This is a genomic window from Mesorhizobium monacense, from assembly GCF_056781675.1.
The window spans coordinates 1,511,357-1,534,104 of sequence record NZ_CM165567.1 but is presented as its reverse complement, the minus strand read 5'-3'; the positions used below and the strand labels follow the sequence as shown (position 1 = coordinate 1,534,104).

Sequence of the window (22,748 nt, the reverse complement as noted above, 5' to 3'; positions counted from 1 at the left end):
AGTCATTGACGGTAATTTAACATCACGGTATGGTCGATTGCGTCTTGGGAGCGCGGCGTGGGAGGTTTTCGATGCACACTGCCCGCATAGCGGCTTCAGCGGCGCCTCGCGCCACCGCAGCGAAATGCCATCCCTGACCGCCACGACAGCACAGGTCGTCACATCATGAGTTCGCAGCCTGCCACCCCCACGATGAACCGGCGACCGGCCTCGAATGTTCGCTGGTTTGTCCTTGCGGCCGGTGTGCTGGTCGTGCTCGCCGCGATGATCCTCGACACCAAAATCGTCACGATCGGCTCGGACGAAGACACGCGCAAGGCCGCCTTTTCGCCGGAGGCGTTCGGCAAGGCTGAATTCCCGAACGTCCAGTCCGCTGTCGAGCAGCGTGCCATCGATGCCCCTACTCTGGCTTCGGCCATCGCCAAGGACAAGGCGGCTGCGGAGAAGCAATATGGCGTGCCGGCCAATGTCGGCACCGAATTCTCGGTCAAATTCTCAGGCGTCGTCGGCGAGGGAAAGTCCGGCATCTACACCGTCAAGGTCGCCGACGTGCCAGATACCCTGGTCGTTCGCGTGCAGACCGGCCCGGCGATCAGCGGCACCGATCTGCGCGACGCCACCGGCGCTATCACATTCGGCCAGTTCATCAACCAGATCGAGTATCAGAACGCGGGCTCGGCCCTGAACAACGAGATGAAGAAGCAGGTGCTGTCGACCATCGACAACACCAAGCTCAGCGGCAAGACCATCTCGGTCGTCGGCGTCTTCAAGCTGATCAATCCCAAGGGCTGGCTGGTCACGCCCGTGAAGCTGAGCGTCCAATGAATGCGGCGCCCGAATTCGAGCCTGCGGCCGGCGACACCGTGCTTGCGGCCCGCAACATCGTTAAGACCTATGGCGGCACGCATGCCCTCAAGGGCGTCAATTTCGACATCCACCGCGGCAAGGTCACGACGCTGTTCGGCGAGAACGGCGCCGGCAAATCGACATTAATGAAAATCCTGTCCGGCGTGACGACGCCGACATCTGGGAGCATCGAACTCGACGGAAAATCCGTCACTTTCTCCTCGTCTTCCGATGCCCGCGATCGCGGCATCTCGATCATCCATCAGGAGCTCAGCCTCGCCCCCAATCTGAGCGTGCGCGACAACATCTTCATGGGCCGGGAGATACCCGGCGCAACCGGCGTCGACTTCGCCGAGGAGGCCCGCCAGACGCGACAACTGATGGCCGACCTCGAGGAAGACATCGATCCGCTGACGCTGGTGCAGGACCTGCGCCTGGGGCAGCAACAGATCGTCGAGATCGCCCGCGCGCTCTCGGTGGATTCGCGCATCCTGATCATGGACGAGCCGACTTCGGCGCTGAGCGCGACCGAGGTGGAAGTGCTGTTCAAGGTGATCCGCGACCTGACGGCGCGCGCCGTCTCGATCGTTTACATCTCGCACCACCTCGAAGAGGCGCTGCAGATCACCGACTACGCCGTGGTGCTGCGGGACGGATCGATCACCGCGACTGCCAATGCCAGGCACATCAATCTCGAATGGATCGTCCGCAACATGGTGGGCGAGAATTTCGACCTGGGCACCCCACCCACCGGCCATGCCTTCGGTGAGATTGCCTTGTCGGTCGACGAAGTCAGCGTCGCCGATGTCTCGAGTTCGGAACGCCTGGTCGTCGACAGGCTGTCGCTCGATGTCCGCAGCGGCGAGATCGTCTGCATCTACGGGCTGATGGGCGCCGGACGCACGGAATTGCTCGAATGCATTGCCGGGCGCCTGTCAGCCGCTGGCGGACGCATCCTGCTCGAAGGCAATGACATCTCCCGGCTCAGCATAGCCGAGCGCATTGCCAGAGGGCTGGTGCTGGTGCCCGAGGACCGCCAGCGCGACGGTCTTGTCCAGACGATGTCGGTCGGTGCGAACCTGTCGCTCGCCAGCATCGGCGCCTTCGTCAAGGGGATGTTCTTGTCCCGCTCGCAAGAGCGATCGCTGGTCGATGGCTCTATCCGCGACGTACGCGTCAAGACGGCGGGCGGCGGCGCGCCGATCGGATCGCTGTCCGGCGGCAACCAGCAGAAGGTGGTCATCGGCAAGATGCTGACCACCAGCCCCAAGGTCATGCTGCTGGACGAACCCAGCCGGGGCATCGACATCGGCGCCAAGGCGGAAGTGTTCCGGCTGCTCAGCGAGCGCGCAGCACGTGGTCTCGCCGTCGTGTTCTCGACCTCGGAAGTCACCGAGTGCCTGAGCATCGCGCACCGCATCATCGTCATGCGTCGCGGCAGGATCTCGGCCGAGTTCGGCGCCGACGCCACGAAGGAGGAGATCATGGCCGCTTCCGGCGAGGCCGTGGTCTCCGACCATGAAGAACACAGGAGCCATCACCGTGACCGACGCTAGCCCCGATCGCAGCCGCTCCCGTCCGAGGGCATCGGGCGACGGTTTCAGTCTGGCCAAGCTGCTGCTGGAGGGCCGCGCCTTCTTCGCACTGATCGCCATCATCATCGTCTTCTCGTTGTTGTCCCCCTATTACTTCTCGGTCGCCAATTTCCTGACCATGGCCTCGCATGTCGCCATCTTCGGCATCCTGGCGGTCGGCATGCTGCTGGTCATCCTCAATGGCGGCATCGACCTCTCGGTCGGCTCGACGCTCGGCTTCTCCGGCGTGGTCGCCGGTTTCTTCATGCAGGGCGTCCAGCTGACCGCGCTCGGCGTCATCCTCTACCCGCCGGTCTGGGTCGTCGCGGTGCTGGTATGCGTGCTTGGCGCGCTCGTCGGCCTGGTCAACGGCGTGCTCATCGCCTGGCTTAAGGTGCCGGCCTTCGTCGCCACGCTCGGCATGCTCTACGTGGTGCGCGGCGCCGCACTTTTGATGACCAACGGCCTCACCTACAACGATCTCGGCGGCAAGCCGGAGCTCGGCAACACAGGCTTCGAGTGGCTGGGCTTCAACCGACTGCTCGACATCCCCGTCGGCGTGCTGGTCATGGCCGTCATCGCCCTCATCGGCAGCATCATCCTCAACCGCACCGCCTTCGGCCGCTGGCTCTATGCCTCCGGCGGCAATGAGCGTGCCGCCGAACTCTCCGGCGTGCCGGTCAAGCGAGTGCAGGTCTCGGTCTACATGCTCTCCGGCATTTGCGCTTCGGTGGCAGGCCTCATCCTGTCGTCCGAACTGACCTCGGCCGGACCGACCGCCGGCACCTCATACGAGCTCACCGCCATTGCGGCCGTCGTCATCGGCGGCGCCGCGCTCACCGGTGGCCGCGGCAATATCCGCGGCACGCTGGTCGGCGCCTTCGTCATCGGCTTCCTGTCCGACGGCCTCGTCATCATCGGCGTCTCCGCCTACTGGCAGACAGTGTTCACCGGCGCGGTCATCGTGTTGGCGGTGCTGCTCAACGCCATCCAGTATCGCCGCCGCGTCAAGCTCCCGAGCTCGGCCGACAGCCCCCCAACTTCTCCACAAAAGGACAAGGCCCAAACGGCCGATCCCGCTCTCGAGAAGACTGCCGGTTGACCGGCACGATTGCCAACCAAAGGAGGAACTCCATGTATCGCAGTGCCCGAATTCTGATGCTCTCGACGCTCGCCTTCGCCGCCCCGATCCTCGCCGGATCGGTAACCGCGGCATCGGCCGAAGGCCTGATCTCGATCATCGTCATCGATCCCGCCAACCCCTACTGGCTCACCGAAGGCAACGTCGCCAAGGCCGAAGCCGAAAAGCTTGGCTACACCGCGACCGTCGGCGCCTCGAAGGCCGACACCAACACCGAGAGCAAGCTGATCGACACCGCGATCACCAACAAGTCCGTGGCGATCATCCTCGACCCCGCTGACGCCAGCGGCTCGATCGGCGCGGTGAAGAAGGCGATCGCCGCCAACATCCCGGTCTTCCTCGTCAATGCCGAGATCAACCAGGAAGGTCTCGCCAAGGCGCAGCTCGTCTCGAACAACGCACAGGGTGCTGCACTCGGCGGCCAGCAATGGGTGACCGATATCGGCGAGAAGGGCAATTTTGTCGAACTGCTGGGTGCGCCCTCCGACAACAATGCCGCCACGCGCTCGAACGGCTACGAGACCGTGATCAGCCAGTATCCAGATCTCAAGAAGGTCGGCTCCGAAGTCGCCAACTGGGACCGCACCCAGGGCCACGACAAGATGCAGAGCCTGCTGCAGGCCCACCCCGACATCATCGGCGTGACCAGCGGCAATGACGAAATGGCGCTCGGCGCGATCGCCGCGCTGAAGGAAGCCGGAAAGCTGTCGAGCATCAAGGTCGGCGGCTTCGACGGTTCGCCGGACGCCGTCGCCGCCATCAAGGCAGGCGACCTGCAATATACGGTGCTGCAGCCGGTGGCCGTCTACTCGGCCAAGGCCGTGCAGCAGGCCGATTCCTTCATCAAGACCGGCAAGACCGGAGCTGCGACCGAGAAGCAGCTCTTCGACTGCCTGCTCATCACCAAGGACAATGTCGACAAGTACACCGCTCCGTTCACGCTCTCGGAGTAATGTCGGACGAGGGGTGCCCTTCGGGTCACCCCTCACCTGCCCCCTGCAGGCCATTCAGCCCGCGTCGATTTCCGCCTGCAGCGCCTCCATATGCGTCGCCGCAGCCGATGTCGCCGCCCGCTCTATCGCCCGGAAGCGGCTGACGACCGCCAGCCCTACCGCGGTCAGCTGCGCGCCGCCGCCCTTCCTGCCGCCGGTCTGCGCCGCCACCAGTGGCTTGCCGAACACCCGGTTCATGTCCTCGACCAGATCCCAGGCATGTTTGTAGGACATCTCCATGCGGCGTGCCGCGGCCGAGATCGAGCCGAAGGCGGCGATCTGCTCCAGAAGCTCGATCTTGCCGGGCCCGACGCGCCCATCCGGATCGAGGTTTATGCGCAAACTCAGCGACGGCATGTCCTGTTCTCCGCTGTCACGTCCAGACTAGCCCTTCTGCGGCCATATCGCTATTCCAAAGCAACATAGCGATATTGTCCTTTGGTCACCCATCGGCCTCGATCGGCAGCCCGGCGCCGGTGGTCGCGCTGTCGAAGCTCACCGTCTTGATCACGGCAAAGACCTTGCCGCCAAGCCTGAGCCGCAGCGTGTGTTTCGACTGCTCGGTGATGCGCGCCAGCACGATTGCGCCATTGCAATCGATAGCGATTTCCACCGTAGGCCCCATGCCCGGCCTGACGGCCACGATCGTTCCCGGCAATATGTTGAGCGCGCTGAGGCCAACCGGCGGTTCGGTGGCAATCATGACGTCGCGGGCACGAATGCGGATGCGGACCGGCGCCCCGACCGGCACCGCCAGGCGCGGCACACGGATCTCGCCCGCCAACGAGCCAAGCACGCTCATGCCGAAGGCCTCATCGTGGCGCAGCATCTTGGTGTCCAGCACCGCACCGCCCTCGCCGCGCTCTTCGGCGGGCAAAAGGTCGAGCCGCTGCATGATTGCTCCGGTCGCTCCTGAGGCCGCGACCTGGCCTTGCGCCAGCACCACAACGTCGCTGGCCAGCCGCGCCACTTCGGCGACGGAATGGCTGACATAGACGATCGGGATCTTCGTCTCGTCGCGCAGTCGTTCGATATAGGGCAGGATCTCGGCCTTGCGCGCCTCGTCCAGCGAAGCCAGCGGCTCGTCCATCAAAAGCAATTTCGGGCTTGCAAGGAGCGCCCGGCCGATCGCCACGCGCTGCTTTTCGCCGCCCGACAGCTTTGCCGGCCGCCGGTCGAGCAGATGGCCGATGCCGAGCAACTCGACCACCGCATTGAAGTCCGCATAGCGCTCCGTTGCCGGCGTGAACCAGCGGCCATAGCGCAGATTGCTGGCCACGCTCATATGCGGAAACAACCGCGCATCCTGGAACACCATGCCGATGCGCCGCTTGTGCTTCGGCACGAAGAGGCCCGCATCGGTGTCGACCAGCACACGGCCGTCGACCGCGATCCGGCCCCTGTCGGGCCGGATCAGCCCGGCGATCAGGTTGATCAGCGTCGTCTTGCCGGAACCTGACGGCCCAAATAGGGCCGTCAGCCGGCCGGCACTCTCGAAACTGGCGTCGACCCCGAAAGCGCCGAGCCGGTGGCTGATGTCGACCAGGACCGTCATTCGATGTCCATCCGCCGGCCGACGCGCCGTGCCAGCACCTCCGAGGCGACAAGCGCCGCCATCGAGATGACGATCGAAATCAGCGTCAGCCTGAGCGCGCCTTCATCGCCGCCTGGCACCTGGGTGAAGGTGTAGATCGCCGACGGCAGCGTCTGCGTTTCGTTGGGGATGTTGGAGACGAAGGTGATCGTGGCGCCGAATTCGCCCATCGCCTTGGCAAAGGACAGGATGGCGCCTGCGATCAGCCCGGGCAGGATCAGCGGCAGCGTGATGGTGGCGAACACCCAAAGCGGGTTGGCGCCGAGCGTGCCGGCCGCCGCTTCCATCCTGCGATCGACCGCCTCGACCGACAGTCGGATCGCCCGCACCATCAAGGGAAAACCCATGATGCCGCAGGCGAGTGCTGCGCCCGTCCAGCGAAAGGAAAACACAATGCCGAAATGCTCGGCCATGAATGCGCCGGCCGGACCGCGCCTGCCGAAGGTCAAAAGCAGCAAATAGCCGGTCACCACCGGCGGCAGGATCAGCGGCAGGTGGACCAGCCCATTGAGCAGGGTCTTGCCCCAGAACTGGCCGCGCGCCAGCACCAGCGCGATCAATATGCCGGGCGGCAGGCTCGCGATCATCGCCACCGTCGCCACCTTGATCGACAGCCGGACCGCATTCCATTCGTCGGGAGTGAGGTCCAGCAGCCAGTTCATGCCTTGGTGTCGTGCCTCAGTTGCTCGGCGCCAGGATGGTGAAACCCTGCGCCTTGAAAAGCTCGGCCGCCTTGGCGGACTCAAGGCATTTCAGGAAGGCCGGTGTGTCCTTGTCCTTCGAATCCGCGGTCTGGGCAACCGGATAGACGATCGGCGGGTGCGAATCCTCGGGGAAGGTGCCGACCACCTTGACGCCCTTGTCGGCATGCGCGTCGGTGGCGTAGACAATGCCGAGCACTGCCTCGCCGGTCGAGACCAGCTTGAGTGCCGCCCGCACGTTCTCGGCCTGCGCCACCTTGCCCTCGACCGAGGACCACACGCCGAGTGATTCAAGCGCGGCCTTGCCATACTTGCCGGCCGGCACCGCCTTGATATCGCCCATGGCGAGCCTGCCGTCGCCGATCAGCCTGGCGAGATCAAAACCTTTTTCGATCTTGGTCTCAGCCTTGGAATCCTTCGGCGCCACCAGCACGATCTGGTTGCCGAGCAGCTTCACTTCGGTGTCGGGCTTGGTCAGCTTCTTGTCGGAGAGATACTTCATCCAGTCGAGGTCGGCCGAGATGAAGACATCGGCCGGCGCGCCGCCCTCGATCTGCTTGGCCAGCGCCGAACTTGCCGCATAGGAAATGGTCGCCGCTTCGCCGACATCGACCGCGCAGGCCCTGTTGACGGCATCGAGGCCGCCCTTGAGGCTGGCCGCGGCAAACACGATGACCTTGTCTTCCGCGTGAGCCGCCGGCACCGCAGCCATCAAAGTTGCCGTCAGCCCGCCGATGGCGATTGCCTTCAACCCGAAATCAAGCATGAAAATTCTCCCAGGGTTTGAAAATCCGTTCGGCTGAAAGGCTGCAGTCGATATATCCGGATGAATATAACAAGGAAAGGCCTTTTGCGGGCTACGGCATTGTATGCCGGGGGTTTCTCGGCCTACGATGACCTTTACCGGATAGAGCGACGGAGCCTCCTGTGAAGATCAGCGCCCGCAACACTCTCAAGGGAACGATCATCGAGATCGTCAAGGGAGCCACCACTTCGCATGTCCGCATCGACATCGGCGGCGCCGTCGTCACCGCTTCGATCACCAACGAAGCTGTGGACGATCTCAAGCTCGAAAAGGGCAAGCCGGCCTATGCCGTGATCAAAGCATCGGACGTCATGGTCGGCATCGACTGACTGCGACTGTATCCCGACATTGCGACCTAAGGTGTGTTGAGATTCAGGTCAGGCCGAGTCGAAAATGGTGGGTTCCGAGAACCGGAGCGGAGCGTACTTTTCGTACGTGAGCACCGGAAGCGCAGGAAGTCGCCATTTGCAGGCCGGCATCACCTGAATATCAACATACTTAGACGGCGATCGGCGCCTTGATCGACGCATCGGCGAAGTAGTTCTCCAGCCGGAAGTCTTCGAAGCGGAAGGCGAAGAGGTCCTTGACCTCCGGATTGATCCACATCGTCGGCAGCGCCTTGGGCGTGCGCTGCAACTGTTCGCGCGCCTGTTCGAAATGGTTCGAATAAAGATGCGCATCGCCGAGCGTATGAACGAAATCGCCGGGCTTCAGCCCCGTCACCTGCGCCACCATCAAAGTCAGCAGCGCATAGGAGGCGATATTGAAGGGAACGCCGAGGAAGATATCGGCCGAACGCTGGTAGAGTTGGCAGGAGAGCCTGCCCTCCGAGACGTAGAACTGGAACAGGCAGTGGCAGGGTGGCAGCGCCATCGCTTCCACCTCGGCCGGGTTCCACGCCGAAACGATCAGCCTGCGAGAATTAGGATTCTTGCGTATCTCCTTCAGAAGATTTCGCAATCTGGTCGATGGCGCCGCCATGGCCGTCCGGCCAGGAGCGCCACTGCTTGCCGTAGACCGGGCCGAGATCGCCATTCTCGTCGGCCCATTCGTCCCAGATGGAGACGCCGTTATCGTTGAGGTATTTGATGTTGGTGTCGCCGGCCAGGAACCACAGAAGCTCATGGATGATCGACTTCAGATGCAGCTTCTTGGTGGTGGTGACAGGAAAGCCACGCGAGAGGTCGAAGCGCATCTGGTGGCCGAACACCCCACGCGTACCCGTGCCGGTGCGGTCGCCGCGATCGACGCCGTTTTCCAGCACATGCTTCAACAGGTCGAGATACTGGCGCATCGGCTTGGCCTCGATTCGGGATTGCACGCATTATAGCCGCCAGACAGCCTGTCGAACACACCAGAACGGCACAAGCGTCGCTGCTCCCATCATTTCAGTGGGCGTCAGCGCTGCCCCTCACCTGCCTGCCGGCATCCTCTCCCCGTATAGTGACGGGGAGAGGGGCGCTCTCATCGACGGTTTCGCAAAGCACCAGCGTTGCAAGTAGGACGCCAGCATTGCAGCCAGCCCATTTCTCCCCGTCACTATACGGGGAGAAATGCCCGGCAGGGCAATGAGGGGCTGCGCCGGCGCCCGGTGAGGTGCAACTTCAAACTGCGACGCCAACCTTCACAATTTGACGCGTGACCGATCAGAGGGCGCCGAGCTTGCCCAGATCTTTCGCGACCAGATAGTAGAAGGTCACCCGGCTTTTGGTGTTGTCGGCGGCCATGGCCTTGCAGGTCTTTTCGATCGACGCGTCGGCTTTGCTGGCGTCGGCGACGCCGAGCTTCTTCGCGGCCCAGTTCTCCCTGACGCGTTCCAGTTCCTTGGGATCGGTGCAGGACACCAGCGAAGAATCCCGGTTGCGCAGCGCAATGCCCAGATGCTTCACGATCTTGTCGACCGCATCAGCGCTGGCGCCGGCGTCGTACTTCTTCACGTCTGCGAGATAGTCGGCCATGAAAAATTCCCCTCGTCGGCGCCACGGATCCGGTCGATGAGGGTTGTGGCGCGCTGAAACAACTTGTGCGCTAGGCTGAAACTCCTCACCGCTCGGAAGCTTCGGTTGAGCGCGCAAGCAAGTCAACCCTCAACGATCCAATTTGACACATGCACGAAAGGACATTGCGGCCTTTCATTTTCCACGATCGGCCCCTATATTCGTTTTGTCGGCTTGACCGACTATGGCGATAAATGGGCGATGAAATAAGCCGTTCGGACCCGGGGGCGGTACCCGGCGCCTCCACCAAAAACCGCTCTTTCAAAAGAGCGGCTTTTGCTGGGGGCGAAATAGGATCGACGAAGGTGTAAAGATCGTACTTTTGCCCGGCATTGTACCACCGTCATCGGGCTAAACTTATAGTTGCCAACGACAACTATGCGGAAGCTCGTCTCGCTGCTTAATGCAGTGCGAACGCTTCAAATCAAGCCCTAGAGGTTCGCACTTCTAGGCGGGGTTCGGAGGTACCTGGCAACAGAAACCTCCACTTCTCTCCCTCAGCACATGCATCTCAAAGGCCTTTCTGGCTTGGCTTTCGCACGCCTGGCGCCAGAATGAGACACTGCTGCGACAGGCGCAAAAAAAGGCCGGGAATGACCCGGCCTCTTTGTTTCCATGGATGTCAGTTATTCCGCCGGTGCCTCGACGGCTTCGCGCGAACGGCCGAGCGTGACCTTTGCCAATGTGAACGAGATCACCGCGCAGAGCGTGATGCCGGCCACCATCGGCAGCGGCGTGCCGTCGAAGAACAGGCCGGCGACGCCCATGGCAAGAGCGCCGATGGCAAAGTGCAGCGTGCCCATCAGCGCCGAGGCCGTGCCGGCGATCTCGCCATGCTCCTCCATGGCCAGCACCGACGTCGTCGGGATGACCAGGCCGAGGAAGCCGTAGCCGACGAACAGCAGCGCCGCCATCACGTCGAGCCGGTCGACACCCGTCGCCATGATGGCGAACAGCAAGACCATGGTTGTTGCATAGCCGGTCACCGCGACACGCACGACGCGCCTAAGACCAAACCGCTCGGCCAGCATTCCGGTCATCTGCGACATGCCGATGAAGGCGACCGCATTGATCGAGAAGAACACGCTGTAGACCGAAGGCGACAGCCCGTAATGGTCGATCAGGATGAAGGACGAGCTCGACAGATAGACGAAGAAGCTCGCAATGCCGAAGCCGGCGATCGCCACCAGGCCAAGGAAGTTGCGGTCGCCCATCAGGAAGCGGTAACCGGAAAGAGCGGTGCCGAAGGAGGAGCCGGCGCGCTCTTCGACCGGGCGTGTCTCCTTAAGCGAAGTCGCGAGCAGGATGGTGGCGAGTGCTGCCGCGCCGGTCACCGTCCAGAACACGGCGCGCCAGCCGAACGTCTCGATGATCTGGCTGCCGGTCAGCGGCGCCAGGATCGGCGACACCGAAAACACCAGCATCAGCAGGGACATCAGCTTGGCGGCTTCGTTGCCGGTGTGCAGGTCGCGCACGATGGCACGCGGCACCGCCATGCCGGCGCTGGCGCCGAGCCCTTGCAGGAAGCGGAAGGCGATCAGCCACTCGATCGAAGGCGCCAGCGCCGAGCCGACGCCGCCGACCATGAACAGCGCAAGACCGCCATAGAGCGGCAGCTTGCGCCCGACCATGTCGGAGATCGGTCCGACCACGATCTGGCCGAAACCCATCGACAGGAAGAAGATCAGCAGGCTCATCTGCACGGCCGAGGTGCCGGCGTGCAAATCCTCGCCGATCGAAGGCAGCGCCGGGAGGTACATGTCGATGGCGAACGGGCCGATGGCGGACAACAGGCCAAGCACGACCGCGATGCGGAGGAATTTGGGACTCATGATAAAGGCTTCTTTCGAATCTGGTTGCTGCCGAGAACCCGGCGTCTAACCCCAGGACGTTCCATCCCGTAACACTCCGACACCTCAGAGCGAACTCGTTCGTCTCTAGAGCGAATTCATTCGACTCTCAGGAGTGGAATGTCCTTATGTTATGTCCACAAAATTAGACACTCTTGTCTAATTCGTCAATCACCGCTATATAGATTTTTATGAAGCTCGGCGTTTCTCCTGACACTTTCCCGCCACGCAGCCACGAGGCAAAACGCATTTCGGTTGTCGAGGCTGCTGCCTCGGTCTTCTGCCGCGAGGGCTTTGCCGGCGCCAATATCGACCTGATCGCGGCCGAGGCCGGAGTATCGCGCCAGACGGTTTACAACCACCATGGCGACAAGGAAAAGCTCTTCGTTGCCGTGGTCCGCGACCTCACCGAGCGCTGCAACGCCGGCATCTTCGCCACCATCGCCACCTTCCCCGACCAGCCCGGCAACCTCGAAGCCGATCTGATCGCCTTCGCCATGCGCATGAACCGCAACTGCATCTGCAATCGTGACGGCAGGTTCCTGCGCAAGCTGATCCAGACCGAGGGCGAGCGCTATCCCGAGCTCTTTGCCGAATGGCGCGAACAGGGGCCGGGCCGGACCTGGTCGGCGCTCGCCGCCCGCTTCGCCCGTCTCGCCTATGCCGGTCACCTCGCGATTGAGGATCCCGACGTGGCGGCACGCCAGTTTCTCGCGCTGATCAACGCCGAGTTGCAGATAACCTTCATGCTCGGTGGCATGCCTGAGGACGAAGAGGTGCTTCAGTCCGCCACCAACGGCGTGCGCACCTTCCTCAGCGCCTTCGGCAAACAGAAGAGTGCGAGCCACCCAGCCAAAAGAAGCGCGCTCGTCAGCGCCTGAGTCTCTAAATCGTCGCCAATGGCCTTCGCTTCGAGGCGGCTGCGATCTATATCCGGTTTACGCCGCGCTCAAGCTTGATTACAGCTAGGCGGACGATTCAACGGAACCTGATCGCCACATGGCCGACGACCACATCCGCTACGACATTCTGGCCCAGGAGGCGTTGCGCGGCGTCATGCGCAAGGTCCTGGCCGAAGTCGCGCGCACCGGCCTTCCCGGCAACCATCATTTCTTCATAACGTTCCTCACCGGCGCGCCGGGCGTGCGCGTGTCTTCGCGACTGCGCGAGCGCTATCCCGAGCAGATGACCATCGTCATCCAGTTCCAGTACTGGGACCTGAAAGTGACCGACACCGGCTTCGAGGTCGGACTGTCCTTCTCCGACGTGCCGGAAAAACTCGAAATCCCCTTCTCCGCCGTGCGCGGTTTCTATGATCCGTCCGTCAATTTCGAACTCGAATTCGACGTCAAGACGGATGGCGCGGCAGAGGACGAGCCGGCGGCACCGGCTCCCGAACCGCTCGCCGTCGTCGAGAAGAAGCCGGAGACAAAGAAGAAGGCAGCCGCCGAGGCCGAGAAGAAGCCTGCTGCGGCTGATGCCGCCGGCAAGGGCGCCGACGTCGTATCCCTCGACGCCTTCCGCAAGAAGTGATCCGAAGGGCGGCGCGACATGGGCGACGTCGTCAATCTCCGCCAGGCCCGCAAGCAGAAGGCGCGGACCGAGAAGGAACGGCTGGCCGAACAGAACCGGGCGCTGCATGGCCGGTCCAGGGCCGATCGACAGCGTGACCGGCTGACGTCCGACAAGGCCGAGAAATTCATCGCCGGCCATCGTCGCGAAACGCCCGGCAATCGCGACGACAAGTGAGCGCGTTCACGTGAGCCCGGTCGAAAAACGCTCGGTGACGATCCGCGGCCACCGCACCAGCTATTCGCTCGAAAAGCCTTTTTATGACGATCTCGTCGCCATCGCCGCGGCGCGCAAACTGACGCTTGCCGCTTTGGTCGCCGAAATCGACGAAACCCGCCCGCGCGACGCCAACCTCTCCTCGGCGCTCAGGCTCCATGTGCTGGACTGGGCGAAGCGAGGGATGAGCGGTTCGCCTTAACAGAAAGAGTCAGAGCGGGTCGGCAATTCCATCCAAAGCTGAACCGCTTCATCCGCCGTCCAGCGACTTCAGCAGATTGTCGATCGTGAACGGATTGGCCTTGGGCTTCGGTGTCGCTGGAGCCGAATTGTCATTGACGCCGGGAAGTGAGCGGTCGACCTTGGATGCCTGCTCGGCGGCCTTGCGTTTGGCTTCGAGCCTAGCCTTTTCTTCCGAAGCGATCCGCGTCGCCTCCTCCGCCTTCCGGCGTTGCTCAGCGGCCTGTGCCTTGGCCGCGTCCTCGGCTGCCTGTTGCTCCGCCTTGGCCTTCGCATCGGCATCGGTCTTGGCTTTCGCGTCCGCCTCGGCTTGAGCTTCGGCATCGGCCTTGGCTTTGGCATCCGCTTCCGCTTGCGCCTTGGCGTCAGCCTCCGCCTTGGCTTGTGCTTCGGCTTCGGCCTGGGCTTTTGCCTCGGCTTCAGCCTTTGCCTTGGCCTCGGCCTGCAGCCGTGCCTCTTCCTCTTGCCGCCGCAATTCCTCAGCTGCCCTGTCGCGTTCGGTCTGCAGGGCGGCGTAGTAGCGCACCTCGCGCCGCAGCCGCTGCTTCTCCAGCAGCGCCGCCTGCATCGCTTCGACCCGCTGCTGCTCCTTCTCCAGCGCGCGCTGCGTCAGGAACTGCGCCAGCGGTTCGCTGTCGAACTGGCGCTTGGCGGCACCGAGCGGACCCTCAACGCTGAAGTTCACCGCCGGGTCGGAGCCGACCAGCGCCTCGTCACCGGGCCGGTAGATGATCGACCCTCTTGCGTCGACGGTGCTGGCGTTCAGATCCGCAGAGATATCGGCGGATAGTGTCGCCGCCGGATTTTCGAGACTGATCGGCGGCGCCCGCAGAATGCCGCCGGCAAGCGTGAAGGCAATGTCGGTGTCACCCGCCGCAAAACTGCCGTCGGCGGCGATCTCATGCGCGAAGCCGGCGGTCTTGGCCGCATCGATATCGCGTCCGATCGCATCGGCCTTGGCGATGAAGGCGCCGAAGGCATCGGGATTGACGCCGGCGATTGTGAGGCCCTTCAGCGCTGCCGTGCCGGAGCCGGACAGCGCCGCCACCATGGCATCGACCGATTTGCCGCTGGTCGACAGCGTCGTCGAGACATCGCCGCTGCCGCTCAAGCCGCCCCCCGGCAGCACGGCCAAGAGGTCGCCGCCGGCAAGTTTCATCTGGCCGGAGAAAAGCCCGGTGCCGTCATTGTTCTTCAGTTCGAACAGGCCGGTCAGCGCGCCGCCGAAGAGCTTGGCCTTGAGATCGGAAACGCGCATGCCCTCCTGGTCGAGCTTCAGCGACAGCGCTGCGTCATAGGCGGTGGCGAACGGGCCGGCGGCAAGTGCCGCGGTGGTAAGGTCGAGATCGGCGGTGAACGGCAGGTTGGACTTCTGGCTGAACGGCGCCGTCGGCCAGGCACTCCTGTCGGCAAGGAAGGACTGGTCACCGAACAGCGCCACCGCCATCGGGTCGAGGTCAAGTTCGTCGAGCACCAGCGCCCCGGCCAGATGAGGCACCCCGTCCTTCACGTCGACATTGACGTCGCCTGAAACCGCCGCTTCGTTGAGGGCACCGCTGAGCTCGTCCAGCACCAGCAGACCATTGCCATAGTCGGCCTGTGACGTCAGCGTCGCCGACATGCCGGTGCCCATGCCTGGCAATCCGACGCCGGTCGTCATCAGCCATGGTTCGATGTCGGCGGCATCGAGGCTGATCTTGCCCTTTGCGGTCGCTCCCTGCGGCGTCTCGGCAACCGTTCCCTCGAACGCCGCCTTGAAATCATCGCCCGTAAGGTTGAAGCTCGTCGCAAGGCCACCGCCAAACGTGCCTTTCGCAGAGATATCGGTGGTTGCCTGGCCAAGCATGCCAAGCGGCAGCGCCGGCAATCCATAGAGCGCGAGCAGCGCCGTGGCGTCGCCATTCCTGGCATTGAATGTCAGCATCACCGGCGCCTCGAGAAGCTTGTCGGCCGCCCCCTTGCCGGAAAGCGATGCCGAAAAGGCCGAGCCGCCGGCCTTGCCCTGCGCGCTCACCGCCAGTCCCGTCGTGCCGTCGCCATTGTCCGCGGCACTTGTCACCAGATCGATGCGGGCGTCCTGGAACAGCTCGGGATAGGCGGCCGCACGGGCCGCCAGGCCCTTCAGCACCTCATTGCCAGGATAGTGCTGCGTGGCGACATCGACCAGCGGCTTCAGATCGACGGCGACCACCGAGGCGTCGAGCTTGCCGGTCGGGCTCGCCGGGAAATCCTTGATCCGGCCGGTGGCGCTGATCGAGGCGCCGGCCAGTCCGCCGACCGACAGTCTATCGATTTCAAGCAGGCCCTGGCGCAGCCTCAGCGCCGTATCGACCGTGTCGGCGGTCAGGCCGCCGGCGCTGACCGGCCCGGCCTTGATCTGGAAATCGAGATCGCGGTCGGAAAAGCGGTTGGCGCCCTTGTCGCTGACGAAGATCGAGGCGAAGGCCGTCAGCCCGTCGACATCGAGCTCGCCGCCCTCCAGCCGCATCAGCACCGACGGTCTGGCGTCGTCGGGCTGGCTGGAATCGATGCGGCCGGAAAACTTCGCCTTGCCGAGGATCAGTTCGAGATCGCTGAACGCCTGGCGCTTCTCGCTGAGATCGACCTTGGCCTTGAAGCCGGCGGCGGGCAGCCGGCGGATCGCCTCGTCGACATCCTTCGACAGCCAGGCGGCAAAGCCGGAAGGCTGCGCCACGGCGAGCAGCAGCGAGCCGGTGAAACCGAAATGATCCTGGACGCTGAGCATGCCGTTGGCTTCCAGCGTGGCGCGGCCGGGCAGCGTCGCGGCCAGCGACTTCACCGACCAGCCGCCATCGGTCGGCTCGGCCGACAGATGCACGTCGCGCACTGTCGTGTCACCAGCCACCACTGCCGGCAGCTTGACGTCGACGGTGCCTGGTATGGTCGGCTTTGGCATTTGCAACAGCGCCCGCTCCAACGCGTCGACCCGCTGCGACAGGGTCAGCCCGGCACCGGCGGCACCCACGGCCTCGTCGAACTGCACCTGCGCGCCACTGGCTTCGATCGAGAAGCGCGGATCGATCCCGAGATCGACCGAAGCCTTGCCGTCGGCCGTATAGGGATTGTCGAGCGGCCCGGTCTCGAAGCGGAACTCATCGAAGGAAAGTTTGTGGTGATCGAGCGAGAACTTGCCGTTCAGCCGGAAGCCGGGATCCGGCTTGCCGGTTGAGACCTTCACCGTCTCGCCGTCGGTGCCGCGCAGCTCGGCCGAGTTCTTGTCGGCATTATTCTTGTCGGAGCCATTTTTGTCGGCAGCCGAGATCCTGAACTGACCCGAATAGACCGCGGCGCCCTTGACGATGCCGGCATTGCCGTCGGTCTCGATGACCAGCGGATAGGCGTCCGGATCGGCCTTGAGCCGCAGCCGCATCTGGCCATTGCCCTCCGCCTTGCCGGTCGACGCGATGACCTCCGTGCGCAGGCCGTCGAAGCGCAGCGAACCGTCCATCCGCCATGGCCCGGCGAGCGACCTAGCCGAGATGGTCGAGTTGATCTCGGAAATCAGATGATCGCGCCCGCCGGCGGCATGGCGCAGCGCGACCTCTCCTTCGGTCACCGTCAGCTTCTCGATCGATATCTGGTTGAAGGGTGACTTCGGCCGCATCGCCCAGTCGATCGTGCCGTCGGCGGCGATATCGATCGTCGCCTTCGGCCGCACCAGCCGCATGTCGAAGATCAGCACCTCGCCGCTCAGGAACGGCGCCAGCTCCGCATCCATCGAAAATGTCTCGACGGTCATCGCCGGCTGGCCGTCTGGACCGCCGGCAACCGCGACATTGGAAAAGGTCACCGAAGGAAACGGCAGGAGCCTTGCCGTGGCGTCACCTTGCACGGTGACCTTGCGGCCGAGAATGGCGCTCGCCTCGCGCTCGAAATCGGCACGGTAGCCTGTCCAGTCGACGAAATGTGGCACCACCAGCGCCGCGCACAGCACCAGCACGAAAAGGCCACCGAAGATCACGAACAGGCGTGCGAGCATCTGCTCCGATTGGGTTGATTGAAAATCAGCCGCACTCTACCCGCATCCGCGTGTCTATAAAGAGGCAATTCAGCCGCGTCCGACAGTCTCCACCAGCACGGCCAAAACCGCTCCCTCATGAAGGCTGGTCGAAAAGCTCCGGGCGATGAACTCCAGCGTCGAGTCGTGGAACGTCAGGATGAAATGCCGATAGGCCGAAAACAGATCCGGCGTGTGGCGCGAGTGAACTCTATTTGCCTTTTCCAGGGAACCTATCCATGAAGAGTTGAGAACCTCGAATGCGGAATAGGGTTGCAAGCCCAGCCCATAAAGACGGTGCCCGCTGATGGCTTCGTCGTTCGGCGGGCCAAATTGCAGTGCCAGATAGGGATCGACCGCCAGTATCGCGACAGTCTGGTTGTCCATCGTAGCCGAAACCGAGCGCGGATTCGTGCCATCGAATGACGGATCCGGAAGGTTGGCGAGATAGGCGATGAGCAGCCTGTCTTCATCCGCGAAGACGTGAGGCAATGACGCGCCGGCGGACGACGGCGGCACCTCGATCGGCAGCAGTGTCTCGACCGTCGACATCTAATGGTCGGTGCCAGGCAATATCTTGCCCGGGTTCATGATGTTGAGCGGATCGAGCGCCTGCTTGATCGTGCGCATGATGTCGACGCCGTGGCCGAGCTCGTGGCGCAGGAAGCCGATCTTGCCTTGCCCGATGCCGTGCTCGCCGGTGCAGGTGCCTTCCATGGCGATCGCCCGCATGTTCAGCCTGGCGACGAATTTCTCCGCCAGCGCGATCTCCTGTGGGTTGTCGACATCCATCAGCACCAGCACATGGAAATTGCCGTCGCCGGCATGGCCGACGATCGGCGCGACCAGCCCCATCTCGGCGATGTCGGCCTCAGTCTCGGTGACGCATTCGGCAAAGCGCGATATCGGCACGCAGACATCGGTCGACAGCCCCTTGGCGCCGGGCCGCAGCGTCAGCGACGACCAATAGGCATCGTGCCTGGCCTTCCACAGTTTCGTCCGCTCCTCGGCGACGCTGGTCCACAGGAACGGCCCGCCGCCATTCTCCTCGGCGATCATGCCGAAGGTCTCCGCCTGCTCGGCAACGCCCGCGTCGCTGCCGTGGAATTCGACGAACAGGCACGGGCTCTCCGGATAGTCGAGCTTGGAATAGTTCTTCATCGCCCGCATCTGCAACGCGTTGACCAGTTCGATGCGCGCCACGGGAATGCCCATCTGGATGGTCGCGATCACCGCATTGCAGGCCGCTTCCAGGCTGGGAAACGGGCAGACGCCGCCGGAGATCGCCTGCGGAATGCCCTGCAGCTTCAGCGTCAGCGCGGTGATGATGCCAAGCGTGCCTTCCGAGCCGACCAAGAGCCGCGTCAGGTCGTAGCCGGCCGAACTTTTCTTGGCGCGCTTGCCGGTCGTCACCGCCTCGCCATCGGCCATGACCGCCGTCAGCGACAGCACGTTCTCGCGCATCGTGCCGTAGCGCACGGCGTTGGTTCCCGACGCCCGTGTCGCCGCCATGCCGCCGAGCGAGGCATTGGCGCCAGGGTCGATCGGGAAGAACAGGCCGGTGTCGCGCAGATGCCGGTTGAGGTCCTCACGCGTCACGCCGGGCTCGACGGTGCAATCGAGATCCTGTGGATTGACCGAAAGGATGCGGTTCATCCGCGACGTGTCGATGGAAATGCCGCCACCCGGCGCGTTGGTGTGGCCCTCGAGCGACGAGCCGACACCGAAGGCGATCACCGGCACGCGGTGCGTGGCACAGGCGCGCACGATCTCCTGCACTTCTGCCGTTGTCTCGACAAAGGCGACGCCATCAGGTGCCTGCGTCGGGATATAGGTGGTGGTGTGGGCATGCTGGGCGCGGATCGCCTCGCCGGTCTGGAAGCGCTCGCCGAGCGTCTGCTTGAGGATGCCGAGCACGGCGGCAATGCCCTCCTCGTTGCGCTCGACCGGATTGAGGTCGCTCAGAGCCATGAATTCCTCCGCGAATGGACCAGCGGCCACCCTTGTTGTGCAGCTATGGATGCGTAGTCTCACCTGCCACGCCCTGTCCAGCTATCCAGAAGGAAAACAAGATGCCAAACCCCGCCCCTTTCGTATCTCGGGCCATGGATATCGAGAAGGACTGGATCGACTACAACGGCCATCTCAACATGGCCTATTACAACGTGCTGTTCGACCGCTGCTCGGACGACGCCTTCGAGATGATGGGGATGGGGCCGAACTACGCCAAGGAGCGGCGGCTGACCATCTACACGGCCGAAGTCCATGTCTGCTACGTTCAGGAACTGCACCTGGAGCACAAGGTCGTGGTCTCCTTCCAGCTCATCGACCATGACGACAAGCGGCTCCGCGTCTACCAGGAAATCCGCCATGTCGACGGCTGGCTCGCCGCCACCTCCGAATCGCTGTCGCTGCATGTCGACATGTCCGGGCCGAAGGTGGCGCCCTTCCCGGCCGACGTGCTTGCCAGGGTGGAAGCGATGCGATCAGCCCATGCCGCGCTGCCGATGCCGGAACGCGCCGGCCGCTCGATCGGGATTCGCCGCAAGACTGCTTGAAGCTGCCTGGCGCCCACGTTAACCTTACCGAGGTTTTAACGTGAACAAGCCAATTGAGTCGTTGAACGACTCAGCGAGGCGTTTGAAAACGTACGCATCGGGTTGCGGTACCGGCGGCGGGCAAGGCGGTTCGAGGAACGTGCATGAAAACCGACATCAAGGTCGAGGTGGACAGGCTGGCCGCCGATCCACGCATCACCGACTATGATTTCTGGCGCTCGCTGAAGAACGTCAACAACGAGATCTTTCATATCGCCAACAACAACGAGCCGATCCCCTTCGACATGATCCGCTGGCGCGCCATCCTGAAGCAGGCGCGCATGAAGCGTGGGCACGCCTGACGTCATTGTGAAATAGCTCCCGGCCGCGCTGCCTCATCCGCTTGCCGGCACCTACTCTCCATCGAGCCAACGCGTTCCCGCGACGGTTACAGCGTCGGAGAATTGCATTGTATAATCCCTGCCGATATGGATTGCGCAATGGAGATGCAGGATGGCGAACGGCTCGCTATTTGGAATCGAAGCAGGATTGCCGATATGGGCGGCGGCGATCGCCGATAGACTTGAATTCTTCCGGCGCAGGCATTCCAGTAAACGCAGCATTTGCGAGTTGACCGTCGTTCTGGATGCGCTTCGCCGCCGCGTCGCCGCACCAGGTGGCGGGCATCAGGCTCTCCTTGCTTTTCTGCACGCCTGCCTAGCGCTGCTTGAAGAGGCAGCGGCCTCGCGAAGGGACCTCGCGAGTATCGCCCGTGACTTGGCAACGCTGTGTGACATGGCGCGAACATCCCTTGACGGCGATTGCGACGATCGGCCGTTGATCGCCCACGAGGACAATATGAAGGGTTTGTCTGGTGCATCACGCTGGGCCGCCCGAGTCCCAGGTCGCGTGGTTTGGTTGGCTGCTATGGCTGCCGAAGTGCCTGATGCAGAAGGCGAGGCCGCCGTTATGCTGGTGAATGACCTAGCTTCCGTTGATGCAGACTTTCCTCTGCGCGCCCTCCATACGGCAGTCCGAGCTTAAGCGTCTTCTTGCGGCTTCCGGCTCTGCTCCAGTGCAACCGCTGCCGCCTCGACCAAGGCATTGACCACAGCGTCAGAAAGGGGGCGATCGAGATACGTGGCTGTTGCCAACTCACTTATGAATGATCGCCTCTCTGTTGAACATCAGGGCGGGCGCTTGAGCGCCTCCAGCGGTGAACGCGCTATCACCGGCGACGACTGGATGATCGCGGTGTTGGTCATCGCAAAGGGAATGATGCGGTCGATCACCCGTTCGAGCTCGGCCACCGAGCCGACATGGGCGAGCGCAATGAAGCAGTCCTCGCCGGTCACCCGGTCGCATTGCGCGATCTCGGGCAGGTCGCGGATGATGTCGGCAACGACTGCCAACTGCCCCGGCACCGGCCTGATGCGCAGCCATGCCGACAGCTTCATGCCGAGGGCGGCCGGATTGATCCGGACCGTATAGGTCTCGATGACGCCGTTCTCCTGCAGCCTTTTGATGCGCTCGGCCACGCTCGGCGCCGACAGGCCGACGGCGCGCGCCAGTTCGGCTGTGCTGGTGCGCGCATCCTTTTCCAGTAGCCGCAGGATCTTCAGGTCTGCCGCGTCGAGCTCGGGATTTTCGTTTCGAAGGCGTTTCAAGGAAAACTCCTTGCATCCAGAAAGGTCATGATCGAGAAAGTCGATCATCATCCATATAAATCGAAAAATCCGCCTGCGATACTGATCCCATGAAAGATCGAACGCAAGCTCCAGCCACGCACCCTGCCCTCGCCGGCCCTGCCTTCGGCACGATGGCGGCCTCCCTGCCGCCACATGTCTGGTTCGGCGTCAGCGCCGTGTTCCACTATCTCGGACCGGCCTTTGCCGTGCTGCTTTTCCCGCATGTCGGCGTGCTCGGCATGGCGTGGTTGCGCGTGGCCACCGCCGCCCTCGTCTTTGCGCCGCTGACCCGGCCGTGGTCGGTCTTCGCCCGCGCCGACCGGTCGGCACGGCTGCTGCTTCTGGCCTTCGGCGCCTGCCTGGCGGTCATGAACTGTTCGTTCTACCTGGCGCTGGACCGCTTGCCGATTTCGCTGGTGGCGGCGATCGAATTCGTCGGCACCATCGGCGTTGCGCTCGCCGGCCTGCGCAGCCAGCGCAATCTCGCCGCGCTTGCCGTGGCCGTCATCGGCACCTTGCTCCTGATCGACGTCAAATGGTCCGATGATCCGGTTGGCCTGTTTTGGGCCTTCCTCAACGGCGCGCTGTTCGTCTGCTACATCGTGCTCGGCCACCGCATCGCCGCTTCAGGCGCTGGCGGCGGCATCGCTGCGCTTGGCGCGGCCATGGCGATCGCCTTCTTTATGGTGCAGCCCATCGGTTTCACCGACGCGCTGCCGGCCTTTTCGTCGCCGCCACTGCTGTTGGCCGCCATCGGCGTCGGCATCTGCTCGTCGGTCATCCCCTACATCTGCGACCAACTCGCCATGTCGCGACTGCCGCGCGCGAGCTTCGCGCTGATGCTGTCGTTGCTGCCGGTCACAGCGACACTGATCGGCGTCATCGTGCTTCGCCAGATCCCCAGCCTCACCGACTGCCTCGGCATCACGCTGGTCGTCGCCGGCGTCGCCTTGCACAGACCGGCGCCAAAGTAATCG

Annotated in this window: 23 protein-coding genes, 1 other RNA gene and 1 pseudogene; 14 read left to right on the top strand and 11 right to left on the bottom strand. The window is 63.4% G+C overall.

The features are described 5' to 3' along the window. Window positions 1–165: 165 nt before the first annotated feature. From AC1RUK_RS07055 to AC1RUK_RS07040, 4 genes are read left to right on the top strand one after another with little or no spacing between them, the layout of a single operon-like run. On the top strand, window positions 166–825 hold the full coding sequence (locus AC1RUK_RS07055; RefSeq protein WP_481836200.1) for a DUF2291 family protein: 660 nt from the start codon (window positions 166–168) through the stop codon (window positions 823–825). Further along, window positions 822–2,402, top strand: a complete 1,581-nt coding sequence (locus tag AC1RUK_RS07050) for a sugar ABC transporter ATP-binding protein (RefSeq protein ID WP_481836201.1) — start codon at window positions 822–824, stop codon at window positions 2,400–2,402. Before AC1RUK_RS07055 ends, AC1RUK_RS07050 begins: the two co-directional genes overlap by 4 nt. Next, entirely contained in the window at window positions 2,365–3,522 is a 1,158-nt protein-coding gene (locus AC1RUK_RS07045) for an ABC transporter permease (protein ID WP_481836202.1), read from the top strand. The genes AC1RUK_RS07050 and AC1RUK_RS07045 overlap by 38 nt, the downstream gene beginning before the upstream one ends. A 32-nt stretch (window positions 3,523–3,554) precedes the next feature. Next, window positions 3,555–4,514, top strand: coding sequence for a D-ribose ABC transporter substrate-binding protein (locus AC1RUK_RS07040; protein ID WP_436172433.1), 960 nt, complete (start codon window positions 3,555–3,557; stop codon window positions 4,512–4,514). A 54-nt stretch (window positions 4,515–4,568) separates the two neighbouring features. On the opposite strand, the gene AC1RUK_RS07035 is transcribed toward AC1RUK_RS07040, so the two are convergent. The 4 genes from AC1RUK_RS07035 to modA all read right to left on the bottom strand — a co-directional run bounded on the left by AC1RUK_RS07035 (window position 4,569) and on the right by modA (window position 7,614). Continuing rightward, window positions 4,569–4,910: a winged helix-turn-helix domain-containing protein gene (locus AC1RUK_RS07035; protein ID WP_006204924.1), complete on the bottom strand. Its 342-nt coding sequence runs from the start codon at window positions 4,908–4,910 to the stop codon at window positions 4,569–4,571. A gap of 85 nt (window positions 4,911–4,995) precedes the next feature. After that, window positions 4,996–6,108, bottom strand: coding sequence for a molybdenum ABC transporter ATP-binding protein (gene modC / locus AC1RUK_RS07030; RefSeq protein ID WP_481836203.1), 1,113 nt, complete (start codon window positions 6,106–6,108; stop codon window positions 4,996–4,998). Further along, on the bottom strand, window positions 6,105–6,809 hold the full coding sequence (gene modB / locus AC1RUK_RS07025) for a molybdate ABC transporter permease subunit (protein ID WP_436172435.1): 705 nt from the start codon (window positions 6,807–6,809) through the stop codon (window positions 6,105–6,107). The genes modC and modB overlap by 4 nt, the downstream gene beginning before the upstream one ends. A gap of 16 nt (window positions 6,810–6,825) precedes the next feature. Continuing rightward, on the bottom strand, window positions 6,826–7,614 hold the full coding sequence (gene modA / locus AC1RUK_RS07020) for a molybdate ABC transporter substrate-binding protein (protein WP_481836204.1): 789 nt from the start codon (window positions 7,612–7,614) through the stop codon (window positions 6,826–6,828). 161 nt (window positions 7,615–7,775) lie between these two features. Between modA and AC1RUK_RS07015 the strand changes: the two genes are divergently transcribed. Beyond that, entirely contained in the window at window positions 7,776–7,982 is a 207-nt protein-coding gene (locus AC1RUK_RS07015) for a TOBE domain-containing protein (RefSeq protein WP_481836205.1), read from the top strand. Window positions 7,983–8,151: 169 nt separating this feature from the next. Here AC1RUK_RS07015 and AC1RUK_RS07010 read toward each other — a convergent pair. Together AC1RUK_RS07010 and AC1RUK_RS07005 are read right to left on the bottom strand one after the other, a co-directional pair. Beyond that, a pseudogene (locus tag AC1RUK_RS07010) lies at window positions 8,152–8,947 on the bottom strand (thymidylate synthase). A gap of 352 nt (window positions 8,948–9,299) precedes the next feature. Continuing rightward, on the bottom strand, window positions 9,300–9,611 hold the full coding sequence (locus AC1RUK_RS07005) for a DUF2853 family protein (protein WP_481836206.1): 312 nt from the start codon (window positions 9,609–9,611) through the stop codon (window positions 9,300–9,302). Window positions 9,612–9,779: 168 nt separating this feature from the next. On the opposite strand from AC1RUK_RS07005, the gene ssrA reads away from it, so the two are divergent. Then, window positions 9,780–10,139: a transfer-messenger RNA gene (ssrA, locus tag AC1RUK_RS07000) on the top strand. Window positions 10,140–10,276: 137 nt separating this feature from the next. Here ssrA and AC1RUK_RS06995 read toward each other — a convergent pair. Beyond that, on the bottom strand, window positions 10,277–11,482 hold the full coding sequence (locus tag AC1RUK_RS06995; RefSeq protein ID WP_481836207.1) for a multidrug effflux MFS transporter: 1,206 nt from the start codon (window positions 11,480–11,482) through the stop codon (window positions 10,277–10,279). 209 nt (window positions 11,483–11,691) lie between these two features. Here AC1RUK_RS06995 and AC1RUK_RS06990 point away from each other — a divergent pair, with 209 nt between their 5' ends. The 4 genes from AC1RUK_RS06990 to AC1RUK_RS06975 all read left to right on the top strand — a co-directional run bounded on the left by AC1RUK_RS06990 (window position 11,692) and on the right by AC1RUK_RS06975 (window position 13,490). After that, the gene (locus AC1RUK_RS06990) at window positions 11,692–12,381 is read left to right on the top strand and encodes a TetR/AcrR family transcriptional regulator (RefSeq protein WP_481836208.1); all 690 of its coding nucleotides are present in this window, start codon (window positions 11,692–11,694) and stop codon (window positions 12,379–12,381) included. 118 nt (window positions 12,382–12,499) lie between these two features. Continuing rightward, window positions 12,500–13,033 carry an SspB family protein gene (locus tag AC1RUK_RS06985; protein ID WP_481836209.1) on the top strand — a complete coding sequence of 178 codons (534 nt, stop codon included), beginning with the start codon at window positions 12,500–12,502 and terminating at the stop codon, window positions 13,031–13,033. Between the two features lie 18 nt (window positions 13,034–13,051). After that, complete coding sequence (locus AC1RUK_RS06980) at window positions 13,052–13,249, top strand: DUF4169 family protein (protein WP_481836210.1); 198 nt, start codon at window positions 13,052–13,054, stop codon at window positions 13,247–13,249. A 10-nt stretch (window positions 13,250–13,259) separates the two neighbouring features. After that, entirely contained in the window at window positions 13,260–13,490 is a 231-nt protein-coding gene (locus tag AC1RUK_RS06975) for a ribbon-helix-helix domain-containing protein (RefSeq protein WP_481836211.1), read from the top strand. 48 nt (window positions 13,491–13,538) lie between these two features. On the opposite strand, the gene AC1RUK_RS06970 is transcribed toward AC1RUK_RS06975, so the two are convergent. The 3 genes from AC1RUK_RS06970 to AC1RUK_RS06960 form a co-directional block, all read right to left on the bottom strand. Then, entirely contained in the window at window positions 13,539–17,528 is a 3,990-nt protein-coding gene (locus AC1RUK_RS06970; protein ID WP_481836212.1) for an AsmA family protein, read from the bottom strand. 69 nt (window positions 17,529–17,597) lie between these two features. Continuing rightward, complete coding sequence (locus tag AC1RUK_RS06965) at window positions 17,598–18,098, bottom strand: hypothetical protein (RefSeq protein WP_481836213.1); 501 nt, start codon at window positions 18,096–18,098, stop codon at window positions 17,598–17,600. Further along, window positions 18,099–19,517, bottom strand: coding sequence for an FAD-binding oxidoreductase (locus AC1RUK_RS06960; protein ID WP_481836214.1), 1,419 nt, complete (start codon window positions 19,515–19,517; stop codon window positions 18,099–18,101). Between the two features lie 101 nt (window positions 19,518–19,618). On the opposite strand from AC1RUK_RS06960, the gene AC1RUK_RS06955 reads away from it, so the two are divergent. The 3 genes from AC1RUK_RS06955 to AC1RUK_RS06945 all read left to right on the top strand — a co-directional run bounded on the left by AC1RUK_RS06955 (window position 19,619) and on the right by AC1RUK_RS06945 (window position 21,127). Then, window positions 19,619–20,104 (top strand): thioesterase family protein, encoded by a 486-nt coding sequence (locus tag AC1RUK_RS06955; protein ID WP_481836215.1) that lies wholly within the window; start codon window positions 19,619–19,621, stop codon window positions 20,102–20,104. Window positions 20,105–20,247: 143 nt separating this feature from the next. Continuing rightward, window positions 20,248–20,445: a hypothetical protein gene (locus AC1RUK_RS06950; RefSeq protein ID WP_013531006.1), complete on the top strand. Its 198-nt coding sequence runs from the start codon at window positions 20,248–20,250 to the stop codon at window positions 20,443–20,445. Window positions 20,446–20,596: 151 nt separating this feature from the next. Further along, entirely contained in the window at window positions 20,597–21,127 is a 531-nt protein-coding gene (locus AC1RUK_RS06945) for a hypothetical protein (RefSeq protein WP_481836216.1), read from the top strand. Window positions 21,128–21,270: 143 nt separating this feature from the next. On the opposite strand, the gene AC1RUK_RS06940 is transcribed toward AC1RUK_RS06945, so the two are convergent. Then, a complete protein-coding gene (locus AC1RUK_RS06940; protein WP_481836217.1) occupies window positions 21,271–21,750 on the bottom strand; it encodes an Lrp/AsnC family transcriptional regulator in 480 nt (159 codons plus the stop codon). A gap of 89 nt (window positions 21,751–21,839) precedes the next feature. On the opposite strand from AC1RUK_RS06940, the gene AC1RUK_RS06935 reads away from it, so the two are divergent. Beyond that, on the top strand, window positions 21,840–22,745 hold the full coding sequence (locus tag AC1RUK_RS06935) for an EamA family transporter (RefSeq protein WP_481836218.1): 906 nt from the start codon (window positions 21,840–21,842) through the stop codon (window positions 22,743–22,745). The last annotated feature ends 3 nt before the right edge of the window (window positions 22,746–22,748 follow it).

Excerpts from the sequence above, each read along its gene's own strand:
- AC1RUK_RS07040 (WP_436172433.1), top strand. The coding sequence starts at position 3,555 with ATGTATCGCAGTGCCCGAATTCTGATGCTCTCGACGCTCGCCTTCGCC.
- AC1RUK_RS06965 (WP_481836213.1), bottom strand. The coding sequence starts at position 18,098 with ATGTCGACGGTCGAGACACTGCTGCCGATCGAGGTGCCGCCGTCGTCC.
- AC1RUK_RS06960 (WP_481836214.1), bottom strand. The coding sequence starts at position 19,517 with ATGGCTCTGAGCGACCTCAATCCGGTCGAGCGCAACGAGGAGGGCATT.
- AC1RUK_RS06995 (WP_481836207.1), bottom strand. The coding sequence starts at position 11,482 with ATGAGTCCCAAATTCCTCCGCATCGCGGTCGTGCTTGGCCTGTTGTCC.
- AC1RUK_RS07050 (WP_481836201.1), top strand. The coding sequence starts at position 822 with ATGAATGCGGCGCCCGAATTCGAGCCTGCGGCCGGCGACACCGTGCTT.
- modC (WP_481836203.1), bottom strand. The coding sequence starts at position 6,108 with ATGACGGTCCTGGTCGACATCAGCCACCGGCTCGGCGCTTTCGGGGTC.
- AC1RUK_RS06935 (WP_481836218.1), top strand. The coding sequence starts at position 21,840 with ATGAAAGATCGAACGCAAGCTCCAGCCACGCACCCTGCCCTCGCCGGC.
- AC1RUK_RS06970 (WP_481836212.1), bottom strand. The coding sequence starts at position 17,528 with ATGCTCGCACGCCTGTTCGTGATCTTCGGTGGCCTTTTCGTGCTGGTG.
- AC1RUK_RS07045 (WP_481836202.1), top strand. The coding sequence starts at position 2,365 with ATGAAGAACACAGGAGCCATCACCGTGACCGACGCTAGCCCCGATCGC.
- AC1RUK_RS06985 (WP_481836209.1), top strand. The coding sequence starts at position 12,500 with ATGGCCGACGACCACATCCGCTACGACATTCTGGCCCAGGAGGCGTTG.
- AC1RUK_RS07035 (WP_006204924.1), bottom strand. The coding sequence starts at position 4,910 with ATGCCGTCGCTGAGTTTGCGCATAAACCTCGATCCGGATGGGCGCGTC.
- modA (WP_481836204.1), bottom strand. The coding sequence starts at position 7,614 with ATGCTTGATTTCGGGTTGAAGGCAATCGCCATCGGCGGGCTGACGGCA.
- AC1RUK_RS06955 (WP_481836215.1), top strand. The coding sequence starts at position 19,619 with ATGCCAAACCCCGCCCCTTTCGTATCTCGGGCCATGGATATCGAGAAG.
- AC1RUK_RS06945 (WP_481836216.1), top strand. The coding sequence starts at position 20,597 with ATGGCGAACGGCTCGCTATTTGGAATCGAAGCAGGATTGCCGATATGG.
- AC1RUK_RS06990 (WP_481836208.1), top strand. The coding sequence starts at position 11,692 with ATGAAGCTCGGCGTTTCTCCTGACACTTTCCCGCCACGCAGCCACGAG.
- AC1RUK_RS07055 (WP_481836200.1), top strand. The coding sequence starts at position 166 with ATGAGTTCGCAGCCTGCCACCCCCACGATGAACCGGCGACCGGCCTCG.
- AC1RUK_RS06950 (WP_013531006.1), top strand. The coding sequence starts at position 20,248 with ATGAAAACCGACATCAAGGTCGAGGTGGACAGGCTGGCCGCCGATCCA.
- AC1RUK_RS06980 (WP_481836210.1), top strand. The coding sequence starts at position 13,052 with ATGGGCGACGTCGTCAATCTCCGCCAGGCCCGCAAGCAGAAGGCGCGG.
- modB (WP_436172435.1), bottom strand. The coding sequence starts at position 6,809 with ATGAACTGGCTGCTGGACCTCACTCCCGACGAATGGAATGCGGTCCGG.
- AC1RUK_RS07005 (WP_481836206.1), bottom strand. The coding sequence starts at position 9,611 with ATGGCCGACTATCTCGCAGACGTGAAGAAGTACGACGCCGGCGCCAGC.